The organism is Pseudomonas sp. Pseusp97 (genome assembly GCF_047304025.1).
In the GTDB taxonomy this organism is placed as follows: domain Bacteria; phylum Pseudomonadota; class Gammaproteobacteria; order Pseudomonadales; family Pseudomonadaceae; genus Pseudomonas.
This window is the reverse complement of record NZ_JBGLYK010000039.1, coordinates 18,229-32,854: the sequence shown is the minus strand read 5'-3', so window position 1 is coordinate 32,854 and position 14,626 is coordinate 18,229. Positions and strand designations below refer to the sequence as shown.

The window sequence follows — 14,626 nt, the reverse complement described above, 5'->3', positions numbered from 1 at the left end:
CACTGGAGCCACGGCCTCGCGGACCACCGCGGCTCCAGTGGCAGCGCCCGCGCCTTCGCCAATGCCGGTGGGCGAGCCCGGCTCTATCGCCGCGCGCCTGCTGCCCAAGGTTGGCGCCCAGGCCAAGCCGGCCGCGCCGGTCAAAGTCGAAGAAGCGATCGAGGCGGAAGCCGAGCCGGTCGTCCGCACACCAGTCGCTCCGCCGCCACGTTTCGCCCTGCAACTGCTGCGCGCCGGCGAATGCACCCTGCTGGTCGAACTACCCACTGGCGAGCCGTTGGCGAGTCGCGACCCGGCTTACCTGCTGTTGAAGGACCTCCTGCGCGCTGCCGGCCTGCCGGACAGTCCGCAGCTATTGGGCGAGCCCGTACGCTGGCCGCTGTTCTCCCGCGGCAACATGGACCAGGGCCCGCAAGCCGCCCGCGAGTTCGTCCAGGGATTCGTCGCCGCGCGGCTGGAGGAGGGCGCCCCCAGTGCCTGCCTTTGGTTGGTCGGCATGCCCGCCGTGCGCTTCGCCGGCGAAGGCGACGAAGAATCCCTGCTGCGCGAGCTGCAGGTCGAAGGCCTGGGCGTCGCCTGGGCAGTGCCAGGCCTCGAGCGTCTGGCCGAAGAACCCACTTTGAAAGCCGACCTCTGGCGCGCCATGCGCCGCGTGCGGCAACGCTGGATGAGTCAGACCCCTGCATGAGCGATGCTGTTTCCTTCCGCCCGATGACCGAGGCGGACCTCGATGCCGTACTCAAGATCGAATACGCCGCCTTCAGCCACCCCTGGACGCGCGGCACCTTCGCCGACGGCCTGAAGAGCTACGAATGCTGGGTGATGTTCGAAGGCAGCCAGCAGGTCGGCCACGGCGTGATCCAGCTGATCCTCGATGAAGCGCACCTGCTCAACATCACGGTGAAGCCGGAAAGCCAGGGCCGCGGCCTGGGTCTGGCGCTGCTGGAACACCTGATGAAGCGCGCCCACGAGAAAGGCGGGGTGGAATGCTTCCTCGAGGTCCGCGCCTCCAACGGCCCGGCCTACCGTCTCTACGAGCGCTACGGCTTCAACGAGATCGGCCGCCGCCGCGACTATTACCCGGCCGTCGGCGGGCGAGAAGACGCGCTGGTGATGGCCTGCACGCTGGTGGACTGACCCAGGCTGGAAAGGTCGTTCCGACCTCAGCGTAGGATGGCGTGGAGCGAAGCGATACCCATCAATTGGTGCGCCTGCAGCATGGGTATCGCTGCGCGCCACCCTTCCTGCAAATGCTGTGCGCCGTGCGATTCGCGAGCAGCGGTTGGGCCTCCACCTCAGCAACGGAATGCCCTTCGTAGGAGCGAGCTTGCTCGCGAACTTTCTCCAAGTCCGCACTGACCGGCCGCTCGGCACGCCCCGCACCGGGATCTCCCAGACTAGAGCTTCCGCCCGTTAATTCACGGCACAAGCTACGAAATTTCCTGCCGATCGGGTTTTTCCGAGGACGATTCCTGGCTTACCCTTAAGCCCAATAACAACAAGAACCTAAGGTCGCAAACATGAATCGCAGCGATGTGATCGTGGTGGGCGCCGGTATTTCGGGGCTGACCGCGGCCTGGCGTCTGGCGCAAGCCGGGCAACGGGTGAAAGTGATCGAGGCCAACAAGCGCGTCGGTGGGCGTACCCTCAACCATCGCTTCGCCAGTGGCGAAGTGGTCGAGGTGGGCGGCCAGTGGGTCGGCCCGACCCAGGAGCGCATCCTTTCCCTGCTGGCCGAACTCGGCCTGTCGACCTATCCGCAATGGAACCAGGGCGACAACCTCACCTTGTTCGGCGGCCGATTAAGACCCTATCGCGGCACCATTCCGAAGTTTCCTCCCCACGTCCTGCTCGATGTACTTCAGGCTCATGTCCGCCTGGACCGCATGGCGCGGGAAATCCCGCTGGGCGACCCCAGCCTGCATCCCAAGGCGCCCCAGTGGGACAGCCTCACCTTCGCCGAATGGCTGCGGCGCAACGTGCGCACCGCCACCGGGCGCAAGGTCTTCGAGCTGATGTGCGGCGCTGTGTTCGCCGCCAGCCCCCATGATCTCTCTTTCCTCCATGTCCTCTTCTATATCCACGGCGGCACCAACCTCGACACCGTGCTCGGCGTCGAAGGCGGCGCCCAGCAGGACCGCATCCTCGGCGGCTCCCAACGAATCAGCGAAACCCTGGCCGAGCGGATCGGCGACGTCCATACCGGCGAGCCCGTGCGCGCCGTGCGCCAGGACGGCAGCCGTGTCGAACTGGTGACCGACCGCGGTACGCACCAGGCCAGCCACGTCATCTTCGCCATTCCGCCAACGCAACTGCTGCGCATCACCCAGGAACCGCTGCTGCCCAGCTGGCGCGACCAACTGTTGCAACGCCTGCCGCAAGGCGCGGTGATCAAGTGCATGGCGCTCTACGACAAACCCTTCTGGCGCGACAAGGGGCTCTCCGGCCAGGCCACCAGCGAGACCGGCCCGGTGCGCCTGACCTTCGACAACAGCGTCCCCGACTCCGGGCGCGGCGTGTTGCTGGGCTTCATCGAAGGCGACGAGGCGCGGCAGTGGAATGCCCGGCCCGCCGGTGACCGCCGCGGCCAGGTGCTGGACTGCTTCGCCCGCTACTTCGGCGAACAGGCGCTGCAGCCAGTGGATTACGTGGACAAATCCTGGGCCGAAGAACCCTTCGCCAGGGGCTGCTATGCCGCCCTGTTCCCGCCGGGGTTGTGGAGCAGCGGCGCGGCGCGCCTGCGCGAACCCTACGGGCGCTTGCACTTCGCCGGCACCGAAACGGCGACGCGCTGGATGGGCTATTTCGACGGGGCCGTGGAGGCCGGGGAGCGTGCGGCGCGGGAAGTCCTGGGTGCGCGGGAAGACCACGGGGAGGAAGATTATGTGCGACACCTTGGTATTGCGTAGCGGCGGGGCCACCTGGTTCGCCAAGAACAGCGACCGCGAGCCCGCCGAAGCGCAACGCCTGATCCGCCTCGAGGCGGTGCACGGCGACAGCGCGGCCACGGTGCGCACCAGCTACCTGGAGATCCCCCAGACCGCCAACCGCCACGGCGTCATCCTCAGCCAGCCGGCCTGGCTGTGGGGCGCTGAAATGGGCGTCAACGACAAGGGGGTGGCCATCGGCAACGAAGCCGTGTTCACCAGGCTGACCCAGCGCGACGGCGAAGCTCTGCTCGGCATGGACCTGCTGCGCCTGGGCCTGGAGCGCGGAGGCAGCGCCCGCGAAGCCCTGGCCGTCATTACCGAACTGCTGGAGCGCCACGGCCAGGGTGGCCCGGCCGGTTACCGCAACAAGCGCATGCGCTACGACAACAGCTACCTGATTGCCGACCGCGACGAAGCCTGGGTGCTGGAAACCGCCGGGCGCCTGTGGGCAGCGAAGAAGGTCGAGCGCTGGGCCATCTCCAATGCCTTGAGCCTCGGCCACGACTACGACCTCGCCAGTGCCGACCTGGAAACCCAGGCGCGCCGCTTCGGCTGCTGGAACGGCCGCGGCGACTTCCACTTCGCTCGCGCTTTCGACAGTCGCGTGCTGCCCTGGATCGCCGGCGCGCACCAGCGCCGCCAGCTCAACGAGGACTTCCTCGCCCACTGCCCGGCCGAGGTTGACTGGCTGGCGCTGGTGGTTGCCCTGCGCAGCCACGGTCATCGCGGGCAACGCTTCGGCCTGCATGACAACCGGCAAATCTGCCTGCATGCCGGCAGCTTCTGGCGACCCTCGCAGACCACCGCCAGCCTCATCGCCCGGCTCGATGGCGAGCTCCCGCGCCTGGCCGCCACCGGCACCTCGGCGCCATGCCTGTCGATCTTTCAGCCGCTGGGTTTCGACGAGCGCGCCGGCGAAGGACTGCTCAGCCGCGAAAGCGACGCCGTGGAAGACTCCCTCTGGTGGCGCTTCGAAACCGTGCACCAGCGCGCGCTGGTCGATCCCGGTTTCGCCGACGCCCTGCGCGCCGGCCACGGCTGGCTGGAAACCGAGTTGCTCGCCGCTCTGGATCGGCGCACGCTGGACTGGCCGCGCCTCGCCGCCGAAGGACAGGCCTGGCATGACGCCTGGCAGCAGCTGGCGCTGCAGCGGGCGTCCCGCCCGCCGCGCTGGTGGCGGCTGAACGCCGTGCGCTGAGGTGGCTTGTCAGTCACGCCTGCGCTGCGTAAGGTGCCGCCAGCCAATGATGAGGAGCCGGACATGAGCGAGCTGCAGGAACTGTTCGATAACAACGCCCGCTGGGCCGAAGCCATCAAGCAGGAAGACCCCGATTTCTTCGCCAAACTGGCCCGCCAGCAGACCCCCGAATACCTGTGGATCGGCTGCTCCGATGCGCGCGTGCCGTCCAACCAGATCGTCGGCCTGCTGCCCGGCGAACTGTTCGTCCACCGCAACGTCGCCAACGTGGTACTGCACACCGACCTCAATTGCCTGTCGGTCATCCAGTTCGCCGTCGACGTGCTCAAGGTCAAGCACATCCTCGTCACCGGCCACTACGGCTGCGGTGGTGTGCGCGCCGCCCTGCACCACACCCAGCTCGGCCTGATCGACGGCTGGCTGCGCACCATCCGCGACCTCGCCTACGAATACCGTGACCACCTCGGCCAGTTCGAGAAGGAAGAAGAACGCGTCGACCGCCTCTGCGAGCTCAACGTCATCCAGCAGGTCGCCAACGTCAGCCACACCAGCATCGTCCAGAACGCCTGGCACCGGGGCCAGAAGATCTCCGTGCACGGCTGCATCTACGGCATCAAGGACGGCATCTGGAAGGACCTCAACGTCACCGTCAGCGGTCTCGACCAGCTGCCGCCGCAATACCGCCTGCGCCCGCTCGGCCAGTCTTGAGCCGGCGCCTGTGCGTCATCCCCGGTGACGGCATCGGCTGTGAAGTGGTGCCCGTCGCGGTGGAGGTGCTGCAACGCCTGCTGCCCGACCTGCAGGTAGAGGAAGCCGAAGCCGGTTGGGATTGCTTCCAGCGCCACGGCACTTCCGTTCCTGATGTTACCTACGAACGCCTGCGCGCCTGCGGCGCCGGGCTGTTCGGCGCCGTCTCCTCGCCCAGCCACCCGGTCGAAGGCTACCGCAGTGCCATCCTCAGCCTGCGCCAGACGCTCGCGCTGAACCTCAACCTGCGGCCCGTGCGCTCGCGCCCGGTGGTCTCGACTCGCGCCGGCATCGACCTGCTGGTCCTGCGGGAAAACAGCGAAGGCCTTTACAGCGGCCGCGAGTACTGGGAAGCCGAGGGCGCCGCCATTGCCGAGCGAGTCATCAGCCGCGCCGCGTGCGAACGCCTCGCCGCTGGCGCCGCCGAACTTGCCCGCCTGCGCCAGGCCCGGCGCATCACACTCGTGCACAAGGCCAACGTCCTGCCGCTCACTTGCGGCCTGTTCCGCGATACCTGCCGCGCACGGCTGGTGGAGGAGGGCTGGAGCGACGTCCTCGACGAACGCCTGGTCGACGTCGCCGCCCTGCAACTGGTCGAGCGGCCAGAAGCCTTCGACCTGATCGTCACCACGAATCTTTTCGGCGACATCCTCTCCGACCTGGCCAGCCACTGGGGCGGCGGCCTGGGCTTGGCGCCCTCGCTCAACCTCGGCGCCGGCATCGCCCTCGCTGAACCCGTCCACGGCAGCGCCCCCGACATCGCCGGCACCGGCCGCGCCAACCCGCTCGCCGCAATACTCAGCGCCGGCATGCTGCTGCGGCATTATTGGCAACTGCCGGAACTGGCGCAGCGGATCGATGGGGCGGTGGATGGGTTTCTGCGGGAGGAGGGCAGGGTGGACTTCGACACAGAGACGACGCGGGTGATTGGGCGGGGTGTGGTGCAGCGGTTGGACTGAGCAGCAGAGTGCGAAGCGCTTCCAGCCTGTGTGTTAGCGTGCGCCAACCCTCAATGCATGGAGACAAGGATGATCCTGCGTTTCTTCAAGCCTTCCTGGCGGAAACTTCTCATTGCCGTTGGCCTTTACTACATGACGGCTTTCTTGACGGGAGTAAACAGCGCTATCCGCGACCACATGCGGGACGACTTCGCCGAGACTGTGGTCGGGCAGAAGTATGCGACCGAGATTAAGCGCATCTACAAGGAATACCACTGCGAGGCTCAGGAAAAGATTTATGAGTTGACCCGCAGTATGGTGGATGAGCCCCGCAGCCAGGGGCTGAATGACCAGTTGGATAGAAAAATGGCTGTCTTTGCCTGGGCAAAGAGTCTACTGATTGCCCTGCTGAGCTATTTCGCGGCGTGTATTGCTTGCACCGTTGGCGCGCATCGCGGAACCGAACGGGCATGAAGCTGCTGATACTGGCCTTGGCGCTCTTCGTGCCTCCGGCTCTCCTGTTCTGGCGTGCATCACAATTGGCTTGGCCGGTGCGCTACCTTCTCGCTGTCCTGCCAGCAGCCTATACCGGCATCGGCTGGCTGCTGGGCTCCTGGGGTTACGCATACGCCGACTGCCAGGATGGGGCGAAATACCTTCACGCCTGTCTGGCCGGAGGCGTGTATATCACTGCCTGGGTCGGCCACGGCCTGTTTCTGATGATCCCCTTCCTGTTCATCGGCGCGCCGCTGTCGCTCTGGTTCCTGATCGATACCGCCGCCAAGCACATCGGCCAATCCCGCACGCCACGCTGATGCTCGCCGGCATGCCGGCGAACTAAGCTCAAAGCACCCCCCTCCCCAAGGTGCCCGGCATGTGCGGACGCTACGTCAGTCCCGAAGAAGCGGCTATCGAACGCTACTGGCACATCGGCGCGCGCACGCCGCCGCGTTGGCTGGAGCCCTGCTACAACGTTGCTCCGACCATGACCGTCCCCATCCTGCGCCACGATGAATGCGGCCAACTGGAACTGCTGCCCGCCCGCTGGGGCCTGATTCCCGCCTGGTGGAAGGAGTCCACCCCGCCGCGCCTCTCCTTCAACGCCCGCAGCGAAGAAGCCGCCAGCAAACCCCTCTGGCGCCAGGCCCTGCGCAGCACCCGCTGTCTCATGCCCGCGCTGGGCTGGTACGAATGGAACGAACAGGAAACCGTACGTAACCCCGGCGGCCGCCAGGTCCCCCAGCCGTACTTCATCCACAGCCCCACCGATCCCATCATCGCCATCGCCGGCCTCTGGTCCCTGTGGATAAACCCCAACGGTGATCCCGTCCTCTCCTGTGCCCTGCTAACCAAGTCCGCCGCTCCGAGCATTGAACATATCCACCACCGGATGCCCGTGGTGCTGGTGCCGGAGAGCTTCGAGGAGTGGTTATCCGCTGCTACGCGCAGCGAAGCGCTGGGTGATTTGATTCACCATGCGCGAGAGGATTTTGCGGGGCATCGGGTGTCGTTACGGGTAAATGACGCGAAGAATGATTCAGAGGATCTGATCGAGGAGGCCGAGTAAGGCGATGGAGGCACTTCTTTGCAGGTAAAAGAAAAGGGGTTCAGCTTTCGCTAAACCCCTTTCGAGAGAGGTGGATACACCTGGACTTGAACCTGGGACATCAGCGTTATGAATCGCATGAGAGCTACCCTGCGCTGTTACTCCGAAGCCTTGTAAATCGGGCCTTTTAATGGCGACAGAACCTCACTTTAACAGGCAGTTTCTGACGATACCGCTGATGCAGTCGCCCTGAGTCTTTACCGGTACTGGCACCTCGCGCTAGGGTTTGGACCACTTAATGGAGCGGTAGGTGGAAATGGATTTGTCGATTCCTGGGTCCAAGGAAGAGCGCGCCAAGCTCAAGCGCCTCCATCAGATTCTGAATACCTCTGACCTTGTCCCCGATCAGGCGTATCGGATGTCCTCGGGTCTCTACCCCTTGGTGAGCTTCGTCAACCACTGCATCGGGCTCTACCTCAGCAAGAATTACGACGTCATTCCCTTATTCCTCGCCCGAGCCCATGCCTTCATGCAGGATCGACCGCCCCAGCCTAATGACGCCGCGTACTGCAAGTGGGTGGATATCTATCTGCTTCAGGTGGCGTATGTCTTGAAACACTTCACCGGTATTTCGGCAGAGCTGCTGGCGATTCATTTGCCAGCGGAGCTGATGGAAGCCGGGCCGCAGGACATTCCGGAATGACCCGACCACAGATCGTTACGATTGATCTAGGTGGTGTGCAGGGTAAAGAGGAGCTGCATGAGTGTTTGGCGCAATCCCTGGAATGTACCGATTGGTATGGCCGGAACTGGGACGCTTTCTGGGATGCCATAACGGCAGTGTGGATATGCCGGAGGTGCTGGGTTTGCACGGATGGTCTGAGTTTTCCGTGTCCATGCCAAAAGAGTCAAGCCAGCTAACTCAGCTGTTCGGCGAGATGAAGGAAAAATATTCGGCGTGGGCACCAAGGATTATCTACAGATAATCGGCCATAAGAGTTGCGACCCTTTCGCCAGCATCTCACTAGACGGATGATAGCCATCCGCGAGCTCTTGAGCCCTGTAAGTCGGGCCATATTCATGAGAAAGGGGACAGATTTATTTTATCTGCTCTAATCTTGCGGCGATGGCTCAGGGTTCATCGCCCGCATGAGTTGAGTAGTAGCTGGCAGATTCTTCGTGGTCAGGGCTGAATTGCTTCAGTTCAGGACTTACCTCTCCCGTCATCAGCCACCAACGATAGCTTGGAAAGGCTCTTCCAAGAATCTCGACCTCATCGGCTCCCAGCCTCGCCTTCCCGCGCTTGATGTTCTGCCAGCGTAGATAGTCCGTGCTGCCCAGTTCTGTCAGCTTCTTGATGCTGGCCATCTCCAGTAGCCGTAGTCCTCTTGCCGAGATTCCGTCGCTCATTCGTTGATTTCCAGAAGCATCCTACAAGTTCGGCGTTTCCGGCATGTGTATTATGTTCATGTCTATAGAACACAAAATCACGCCATTCCAAGTCCCGAATTATAGGGGGAGAGCATGGATGTTTCCGGTGTTCCGCGCGTTTCCGCGTTGGTGAGAGTGGAAAGGGCTACCCGCTCGCGTAATCGCTGGGTGGTTCGCTCGTCTGTGCAGATACAGATCTCGATGGGGAGGGCCGCATTGTGCCGCTAGCTGAAGCGGGATCGATCCCTGCACAGCCTTTCTCCGATGCCGAACTTCAATCCGCAGTCTGTAGCTTGATCGGCCGCCTTGTCATCGAGCTTTCCCGCTTCGAGCTGAACCTCGACCTGTGCCTGCGGCATCTGGTGGGTGGCAGCGAGCCGGTGCTGCTGAATCCGCTGATCGAGCGCCTTTCCCTGAAGGCGAAGATGGATGCGCTGCGGGAAGTCATCGCGCGCCGCTATGCCGGTGAGGCGGATTGCCTGCGCGAGTTCAATGCGTGGTACGCGGTGATGGACCGCATCCGCGCCAAGCGCAATGCGTTCATCCATGGCGGCTGGGTGTTCAACTACTACGAGCAGGAAGTCACCAACCTTGCTCCGGGCCTGCCGGGATCGATCACCCGCAAGGAGGTCCGCTACAGCCTGCCCGCCTTGGAGCAGGAGCTGACCGGCACAGAGGCGGCGGCTAGGCAGTTCATTGAGCTGCGGCGGCGGTGGGGATTCTGAGTCCGCCCGTTTGGATCGCTTCGTAATCAGCAGTGGGGTGTTGTTATGCGTGTTGTCACGTTCACAGAGGCTTCCAAGGAATTAGGGAAGCTCATCGATGAAGTGGTGGAGGGTGAGTCCGGCGTCATCATTCGCGGGCAGGACGCGGCTGACGTAGTGTTGCTGTCGCTGGCCAACTTCGACGGCCTGAAGGAAACCGTTTACCTGCTGGAGTCGCCGGCGAATGGGGCGCATCTGGAATGCTCAAAGGCACAGTTGGGCAGCCGAATACACGCGCGCTTCAAAGCAGTGGGAGGAGTAGATATCGAGCAGGTTGCTGAGGATGGGGAGACGGACTGACGCGCGAATGAGGTTTCGGCACAGTGGTTTTCTCCAGGCAAAAGAAAAGGGGTTTAGCTTTCGCTAAACCCCTTTCGAGATATGGTGGCTACACCGGGACTTGAACCTGGGACATCAGCATTATGAATGCTGCGCTCTAACCGACTGAGCTATGTAGCCGAGTGGCGCGCATTTTCCGCAGATCGAGGGGGGGTGTCAACCCCTTTTCTTGAATATTGTTCTGATCTTTCAATCGTTTAGCCGGTCAGACGGAATTTTCGCGATGAGCGGCGGGGCCGGACGCTGATAAAAAAGCCCCGGCGAGTGGCCGGGGCTTTTTCGGGGCTGGCGGGCGCTTAGACGTTGAAGCGGAAGTGCATCACGTCGCCATCCTTGACGATGTAGTCCTTGCCTTCCAGGCGCCATTTGCCGGCTTCTTTCGCGCCCTGTTCGCCCTTGAACTGGATGAAGTCGTCGTAGGCGACGACTTCGGCGCGGATGAAGCCTTTTTCGAAGTCGGTGTGGATCACCGCGGCGGCCTGCGGGGCGGTGGCGCCGACGCGGACGGTCCAGGCGCGAACTTCCTTCACGCCGGCGGTGAAGTAGGTCTGCAGGTGCAGCAGCTCGTAGCCGGCGCGGATCACGCGGTTCAGGCCGGGCTCTTCGAGGCCGAGGGATTCGAGGAACATGTCCTTCTCTTCGCCATCGTCCAGTTCGGCGATCTCGGCTTCGATCTTGTTGCACACCGGCACAACCATGGCGCCTTCTTCTTCGGCGATGGCGCGCACGACGTCCAGGTGCGGGTTGTTCTCGAAGCCGTCTTCGGCGACGTTGGCGATGTACATGACCGGCTTGCTGGTCAGCAGGTGGAAGCCGCGCACGACGCGCTTCTCGTCATCGCCCATGTTCTTCATCAGCGAGCGGGCAGGTTTGCCTTCGGTGAAGTGGGGGATGAGCTTCTCCAGCAGGGCTTTCTGCACCAGGGCGTCCTTGTCGCCGCCCTTGGCGTTGCGCGCGACCTTCTGCAGTTGCTTCTCGCAGCTGTCGAGGTCGGCGAAGATCAGTTCGAGGTCGATGATCTCGATGTCGCGCTTGGGGTCAACGCTGTTGGAGACGTGGATGACGTTCTCGTCTTCGAAGCAGCGCACGACGTGCGCAATGGCGTCGGTCTCGCGGATGTTGGCGAGGAACTTGTTGCCCAGGCCTTCACCTTTCGACGCGCCCGCTACCAGGCCGGCGATGTCGACGAATTCCATGGTGGTCGGGATCACGCGCTCGGGCTTGACGATCTCGGCCAGCGCATCGAGGCGGGCGTCGGGCATCGGGACGATGCCGCTGTTCGGCTCGATGGTGCAGAAGGGGAAGTTTTCCGCCGCGATGCCGGATTTGGTCAGGGCGTTGAACAGGGTGGACTTGCCGACGTTGGGCAGGCCGACGATGCCGCAGTTGAATCCCATGTTAGGTCCCTCGCGCCACGTGGCGGAAATAGAGGTGTGATCAGGCCTTCTGGCTGTGCAGCTTCTGCATCGCGCGGGTCCAGTCCCCGTCGAGCATTTCCGGCAGCACGCCGAGGGCGGAGTCGATGCTGGTGTCGAGCAGTTCCTGCTCGGAGCGCGGGGCGCGGCCGAGGACAAAGCCGGAGACCAGGCTGCTGTGCCCCGGATGGCCGATGCCAAGCCGCAGGCGATGGAAACCGTTCTGGTTGCCGAGCTGGGCGATGATGTCGCGCAGCCCGTTATGCCCGCCGTGTCCGCCGCCCTTCTTGAGCTTGGCGACGCCGGGAGGCATGTCGAGTTCGTCGTGGGCCACCAGGATGGCTTCGACCGGAATGCGGAAGAATCCGGCGAGTGCCGCCACGGCCTGGCCGCTGCGGTTCATGTAGGTGGTGGGGATGAGCAGACGAACGTCGCGGCCCTTGTGGCTGAACTTGCCGACCAGGCCGAAGTACTTCTTGTCCAGCGACAGGTTCGCGCGTTGCGCGTCCGCCAGCCGCTCAACGAAAAGGGCCCCCGCGTTATGCCGGGTCTGGTCGTATTCAGGACCTGGATTTCCCAGGCCAACGATCAGTTGTACGGCAGTCACGACGGGGGCCCCTTCCTTAAAGGCAATGGTGCGCGAGATTACTCGGCAGCTTCGCCTTCACCTTCTTCTTTCACTACGCGGGAAGCGTGGATGTTGGCGACGGCCAGGTCGTTACCGTGGGCCAGTTGCACCAGCTCTACGCCTTTCGGCAGTTTCAGGTCGGACAGGTGAACGATCTGACCCAGTTCTACCTTGGCCAGGTCGACTTCGATGAACTCCGGCAGGTTGGCCGGCAGGCACGAAACTTCGACTTCAGCGATCACGTGGGAGATCTCGCCGCCACCAACCTTGACGCCAACAGCGGTGGCTTCGTTGATGAAGTGCAGCGGTACGTGGGCGGTCAGTTTCTGGCCGGCAACCACGCGCTGGAAGTCAGCGTGCATGACGAAACCCTTGGACGGGTGACGCTGCAGGGCCTTGATCAGTACGGTTTCCTTGGCGGAACCGACGTTCAGGGTGATCACGTGGCTGAAGGCAGCCTCGTTTTCCAGCAGCTTGGACACTTCACGCAGTTCCAGGGTCAGGGATTGCGGGGCTTTTTCGCCACCGTAGACCACAGCCGGGATCAGGCCGTCGTTACGACGCAGGCGGCGGCTCGCACCTTTCCCCAGGTCGGAACGCTCTTGAGCATTCAGTACAAAATCAACCATTTCACACTCTCCAAAATGACAAGATCGCCCGGACGCTTGCGACCAGCGTTCGGGCGATTTTGCTGATGCCCCATCGACGTGACGGGGCGCTTTACGTCAGCTCTGTCCCGCCTTAGCGGAACATGGCGCTGATCGATTCTTCATTGCTGATGCGGCGCATGGCTTCAGCGACCACCGGAGCGATGTCCAGCTGGCGGATGCGGCCACAGGCTTGTGCAGCAGCGGACAGCGGGATGGTGTTGGTCACCACCAGCTCGTCCAGTACGGAATTCTCGATGTTCTCGATGGCGCGGCCCGACAGCACCGGGTGGGTGCAGTAGGCGATGACCTTGGCGGCGCCGTGCTCTTTCAGAGCCTTGGCGGCGTGGCCGAGGGTGCCGGCGGTATCGACCATGTCGTCGACCAGTACGCAGGTACGGCCTTCGACATCACCGATGATGTGCATGACTTCGGACTGGTTGGCCTTCGGACGACGCTTGTCGATGATGGCCAGGTCGACGCCCAGGGACTTGGCGACGGCGCGAGCGCGCACCACGCCACCGATGTCCGGGGAGACGATCATCAGGTTCTCGAAGCGCTGGTCTTCGATGTCGTCGACCAGTACGGGCGAGCCGTAGATGTTGTCGACGGGGATATCGAAGAAGCCCTGGATCTGGTCGGCGTGCAGGTCAACGGTGAGAACGCGGTTGACGCCTACGACGGTCAGCATGTCGGCAACGACTTTGGCGCTGATGGCCACGCGGGCGGAACGCGGACGGCGATCCTGGCGGGCGTAACCGAAGTAGGGGATGACTGCCGTGATACGAGTCGCCGAGGAGCGGCGGAAGGCATCGGCCATCACTACCAGTTCCATCAGGTTGTCGTTGGTCGGTGCGCAGGTCGGTTGAATCAGGAAGACGTCCTTACCACGAACGTTTTCATTGATTTCAACGCTGATCTCGCCGTCGGAGAATTTACCGACAGAAACGTCACCGAGGGGGATGTGCAGCTGCCGTACGACACGGCGTGCCAGATCGGGGTTGGCGTTCCCCGTGAAAACCATCATTTTGGACACGCTGCGGTACCTGTGTCGGCTTGAGGGTAGGCCCGGTTGAGCCAGAAGAAAATGGCAGGGGCGGCTGGATTCGAACCAACGCATGGCAGGATCAAAACCTGCTGCCTTACCGCTTGGCGACGCCCCTGTAGCGTACAACCGATTACATTGCTTTCTTCTCAGTCCAGGCTTTGCAGCTTTCGGTGCAACATCGAGATGTTACGGCCCTGGGCAACAAAACTCGGCAGAGTGGCCGGAAGTTGGCGGCGAACTTTATCAGCATCGCCCTTGTTTGGGAAGCTCCCAAACACACAAGCTCCGGTGCCGGTCAATCTCGCCTGGGTAAATTTACCCAGCTGGATCAGTGCGTTACGTACATCCGGGTAACGCTTCTCGACGACCGGCTGGCAGTCGTTATGACCGTCCACCCCGAGAAGGCTGCGAACTTTAATGGGCGGAGTATCCCGTGTCAACTCGGGATCGGAGAAAACTTCTGCTGTGGAGACAAAGACTTGCGGCACGACGACGAGGAACCAGGGCTCCTCCAGTTCCACCGGTGTGAGCCGTTCGCCGACACCTTCAGCGAAGGCGGCGCGGCCGCGCACGAACACTGGCACGTCCGCGCCGAGGCTCAGGCCCAGGGCGGCGAGGCGGTCTTCGCTCCAGTTCAGCCGCCACAGGTGATTCAGTGCGAGCAGGGTAGTGGCCGCATCGGAGCTGCCGCCGCCGATGCCGCCGCCCATGGGCAGGCGCTTGTCCAGCCAGATGTCGGCGCCCAGCTGGCTGCCTGACTGCTCCTGCAGCCGGCGCGCGGCCTTGACGATCAGGTTGCTGTCGTGGGGAACGCCTTCGATCCCGGTGTTCAGGCGGATTTCGCCGTCCTCGCGCAGGGCGAATTGCAGTTCGTCGCCGTGGTCGAGGAACTGGAAGAGGGTCTGCAGCTCGTGGTAACCATCGGCGCGGCGGCCGGTGATATGCAGGAACAGGTTGAGCTTGGCTGGCGCCGGGAGGGTCAGGCGGTCCTGCAT

19 protein-coding genes and 2 tRNA genes are annotated in these 14,626 nt (G+C 63.2%); 13 read left to right on the top strand and 8 right to left on the bottom strand.

The window, feature by feature from the left end; genetic code table 11:
• The 11 genes from ACCC94_RS10025 to ACCC94_RS09975 all read left to right on the top strand — a co-directional run.
• Window positions 1-688, top strand: a 688-nt coding sequence (locus ACCC94_RS10025; protein ID WP_413349264.1) for an energy transducer TonB, incomplete at its 5' end; no start/stop codon positions are given.
• Window positions 685-1,137, top strand: a complete 453-nt coding sequence (rimI, locus tag ACCC94_RS10020) for a ribosomal protein S18-alanine N-acetyltransferase (protein WP_081516411.1) — start codon at window positions 685-687, stop codon at window positions 1,135-1,137. The genes ACCC94_RS10025 and rimI, both read left to right, overlap by 4 nt.
• 383 nt (window positions 1,138-1,520) lie before the next feature.
• Window positions 1,521-2,909 carry a flavin monoamine oxidase family protein gene (locus ACCC94_RS10015; protein ID WP_413349263.1) on the top strand — a complete coding sequence of 463 codons (1,389 nt, stop codon included), beginning with the start codon at window positions 1,521-1,523 and terminating at the stop codon, window positions 2,907-2,909.
• Entirely contained in the window at window positions 2,884-4,128 is a 1,245-nt protein-coding gene (locus ACCC94_RS10010; protein WP_413349261.1) for a C69 family dipeptidase, read from the top strand. Before ACCC94_RS10015 ends, ACCC94_RS10010 begins: the two co-directional genes overlap by 26 nt.
• Window positions 4,129-4,191: 63 nt before the next feature.
• Window positions 4,192-4,836 carry a carbonate dehydratase gene (can, locus tag ACCC94_RS10005; protein ID WP_413349260.1) on the top strand — a complete coding sequence of 215 codons (645 nt, stop codon included), beginning with the start codon at window positions 4,192-4,194 and terminating at the stop codon, window positions 4,834-4,836.
• Window positions 4,833-5,834 (top strand): isocitrate/isopropylmalate dehydrogenase family protein, encoded by a 1,002-nt coding sequence (locus ACCC94_RS10000; protein ID WP_413349259.1) that lies wholly within the window; start codon window positions 4,833-4,835, stop codon window positions 5,832-5,834. Before can ends, ACCC94_RS10000 begins: the two co-directional genes overlap by 4 nt.
• A 69-nt stretch (window positions 5,835-5,903) precedes the next feature.
• On the top strand, window positions 5,904-6,287 hold the full coding sequence (locus ACCC94_RS09995) for a hypothetical protein (RefSeq protein WP_413349258.1): 384 nt from the start codon (window positions 5,904-5,906) through the stop codon (window positions 6,285-6,287).
• Window positions 6,284-6,628, top strand: a complete 345-nt coding sequence (locus tag ACCC94_RS09990; protein ID WP_413349256.1) for a hypothetical protein — start codon at window positions 6,284-6,286, stop codon at window positions 6,626-6,628. Before ACCC94_RS09995 ends, ACCC94_RS09990 begins: the two co-directional genes overlap by 4 nt.
• 59 nt (window positions 6,629-6,687) lie before the next feature.
• Entirely contained in the window at window positions 6,688-7,380 is a 693-nt protein-coding gene (locus ACCC94_RS09985) for an SOS response-associated peptidase (RefSeq protein ID WP_413349255.1), read from the top strand.
• A gap of 289 nt (window positions 7,381-7,669) precedes the next feature.
• Window positions 7,670-8,062: a hypothetical protein gene (locus tag ACCC94_RS09980; protein ID WP_413349254.1), complete on the top strand. Its 393-nt coding sequence runs from the start codon at window positions 7,670-7,672 to the stop codon at window positions 8,060-8,062.
• The gene (locus ACCC94_RS09975) at window positions 8,059-8,280 is read left to right on the top strand and encodes a barstar family protein (protein ID WP_413349253.1); all 222 of its coding nucleotides are present in this window, start codon (window positions 8,059-8,061) and stop codon (window positions 8,278-8,280) included. Before ACCC94_RS09980 ends, ACCC94_RS09975 begins: the two co-directional genes overlap by 4 nt.
• Before the next feature lie 210 nt (window positions 8,281-8,490).
• Here ACCC94_RS09975 and ACCC94_RS09970 read toward each other — a convergent pair whose 3' ends face one another.
• A complete protein-coding gene (locus ACCC94_RS09970; protein WP_413349252.1) occupies window positions 8,491-8,769 on the bottom strand; it encodes a DNA-binding protein in 279 nt (92 codons plus the stop codon).
• Window positions 8,770-9,008: 239 nt separating this feature from the next.
• Between ACCC94_RS09970 and ACCC94_RS09965 the strand changes: the two genes are divergently transcribed.
• The gene (locus tag ACCC94_RS09965; RefSeq protein WP_413349251.1) at window positions 9,009-9,515 is read left to right on the top strand and encodes a hypothetical protein; all 507 of its coding nucleotides are present in this window, start codon (window positions 9,009-9,011) and stop codon (window positions 9,513-9,515) included.
• Window positions 9,516-9,560: 45 nt separating this feature from the next.
• Window positions 9,561-9,854, top strand: a complete 294-nt coding sequence (locus ACCC94_RS09960; RefSeq protein WP_413349249.1) for a type II toxin-antitoxin system Phd/YefM family antitoxin — start codon at window positions 9,561-9,563, stop codon at window positions 9,852-9,854.
• 82 nt (window positions 9,855-9,936) lie between these two features.
• Here ACCC94_RS09960 and ACCC94_RS09955 read toward each other — a convergent pair.
• From ACCC94_RS09955 to ispE, 7 genes are all read right to left on the bottom strand, one after another.
• Window positions 9,937-10,013: transfer RNA gene (locus ACCC94_RS09955), tRNA-Met, on the bottom strand.
• Between the two features lie 176 nt (window positions 10,014-10,189).
• Window positions 10,190-11,290 carry a redox-regulated ATPase YchF gene (ychF, locus tag ACCC94_RS09950; RefSeq protein WP_088419110.1) on the bottom strand — a complete coding sequence of 367 codons (1,101 nt, stop codon included), beginning with the start codon at window positions 11,288-11,290 and terminating at the stop codon, window positions 10,190-10,192.
• A gap of 40 nt (window positions 11,291-11,330) precedes the next feature.
• Window positions 11,331-11,915 carry an aminoacyl-tRNA hydrolase gene (gene pth / locus ACCC94_RS09945; RefSeq protein ID WP_081516404.1) on the bottom strand — a complete coding sequence of 195 codons (585 nt, stop codon included), beginning with the start codon at window positions 11,913-11,915 and terminating at the stop codon, window positions 11,331-11,333.
• Window positions 11,916-11,953: 38 nt separating this feature from the next.
• Window positions 11,954-12,565, bottom strand: coding sequence for a 50S ribosomal protein L25/general stress protein Ctc (locus ACCC94_RS09940; protein WP_413349247.1), 612 nt, complete (start codon window positions 12,563-12,565; stop codon window positions 11,954-11,956).
• A gap of 112 nt (window positions 12,566-12,677) precedes the next feature.
• Window positions 12,678-13,619 (bottom strand): ribose-phosphate pyrophosphokinase, encoded by a 942-nt coding sequence (locus ACCC94_RS09935; protein ID WP_015478849.1) that lies wholly within the window; start codon window positions 13,617-13,619, stop codon window positions 12,678-12,680.
• Window positions 13,620-13,671: 52 nt separating this feature from the next.
• Window positions 13,672-13,746 (bottom strand) — tRNA-Gln (locus ACCC94_RS09930).
• A gap of 31 nt (window positions 13,747-13,777) precedes the next feature.
• Entirely contained in the window at window positions 13,778-14,626 is an 849-nt protein-coding gene (gene ispE / locus ACCC94_RS09925; RefSeq protein ID WP_413349246.1) for a 4-(cytidine 5'-diphospho)-2-C-methyl-D-erythritol kinase, read from the bottom strand.

What these genes read in the sequence shown, in the direction of transcription:
- can (WP_413349260.1), top strand. Translation starts at nt 4,192, where the DNA reads ATGAGCGAGCTGCAGGAACTGTTCGATAACAACGCCCGCTGGGCCGAA.
- ACCC94_RS09990 (WP_413349256.1), top strand. Translation starts at nt 6,284, where the DNA reads ATGAAGCTGCTGATACTGGCCTTGGCGCTCTTCGTGCCTCCGGCTCTC.
- ACCC94_RS09970 (WP_413349252.1), bottom strand. Translation starts at nt 8,769, where the DNA reads ATGAGCGACGGAATCTCGGCAAGAGGACTACGGCTACTGGAGATGGCC.
- ACCC94_RS10010 (WP_413349261.1), top strand. Translation starts at nt 2,884, where the DNA reads ATGTGCGACACCTTGGTATTGCGTAGCGGCGGGGCCACCTGGTTCGCC.
- ACCC94_RS09960 (WP_413349249.1), top strand. Translation starts at nt 9,561, where the DNA reads ATGCGTGTTGTCACGTTCACAGAGGCTTCCAAGGAATTAGGGAAGCTC.
- ispE (WP_413349246.1), bottom strand. Translation starts at nt 14,626, where the DNA reads ATGCAGGACCGCCTGACCCTCCCGGCGCCAGCCAAGCTCAACCTGTTC.
- ACCC94_RS09995 (WP_413349258.1), top strand. Translation starts at nt 5,904, where the DNA reads ATGATCCTGCGTTTCTTCAAGCCTTCCTGGCGGAAACTTCTCATTGCC.
- ychF (WP_088419110.1), bottom strand. Translation starts at nt 11,290, where the DNA reads ATGGGATTCAACTGCGGCATCGTCGGCCTGCCCAACGTCGGCAAGTCC.
- rimI (WP_081516411.1), top strand. Translation starts at nt 685, where the DNA reads ATGAGCGATGCTGTTTCCTTCCGCCCGATGACCGAGGCGGACCTCGAT.
- ACCC94_RS09985 (WP_413349255.1), top strand. Translation starts at nt 6,688, where the DNA reads ATGTGCGGACGCTACGTCAGTCCCGAAGAAGCGGCTATCGAACGCTAC.
- ACCC94_RS09940 (WP_413349247.1), bottom strand. Translation starts at nt 12,565, where the DNA reads ATGGTTGATTTTGTACTGAATGCTCAAGAGCGTTCCGACCTGGGGAAA.
- ACCC94_RS09975 (WP_413349253.1), top strand. Translation starts at nt 8,059, where the DNA reads ATGACCCGACCACAGATCGTTACGATTGATCTAGGTGGTGTGCAGGGT.
- ACCC94_RS10015 (WP_413349263.1), top strand. Translation starts at nt 1,521, where the DNA reads ATGAATCGCAGCGATGTGATCGTGGTGGGCGCCGGTATTTCGGGGCTG.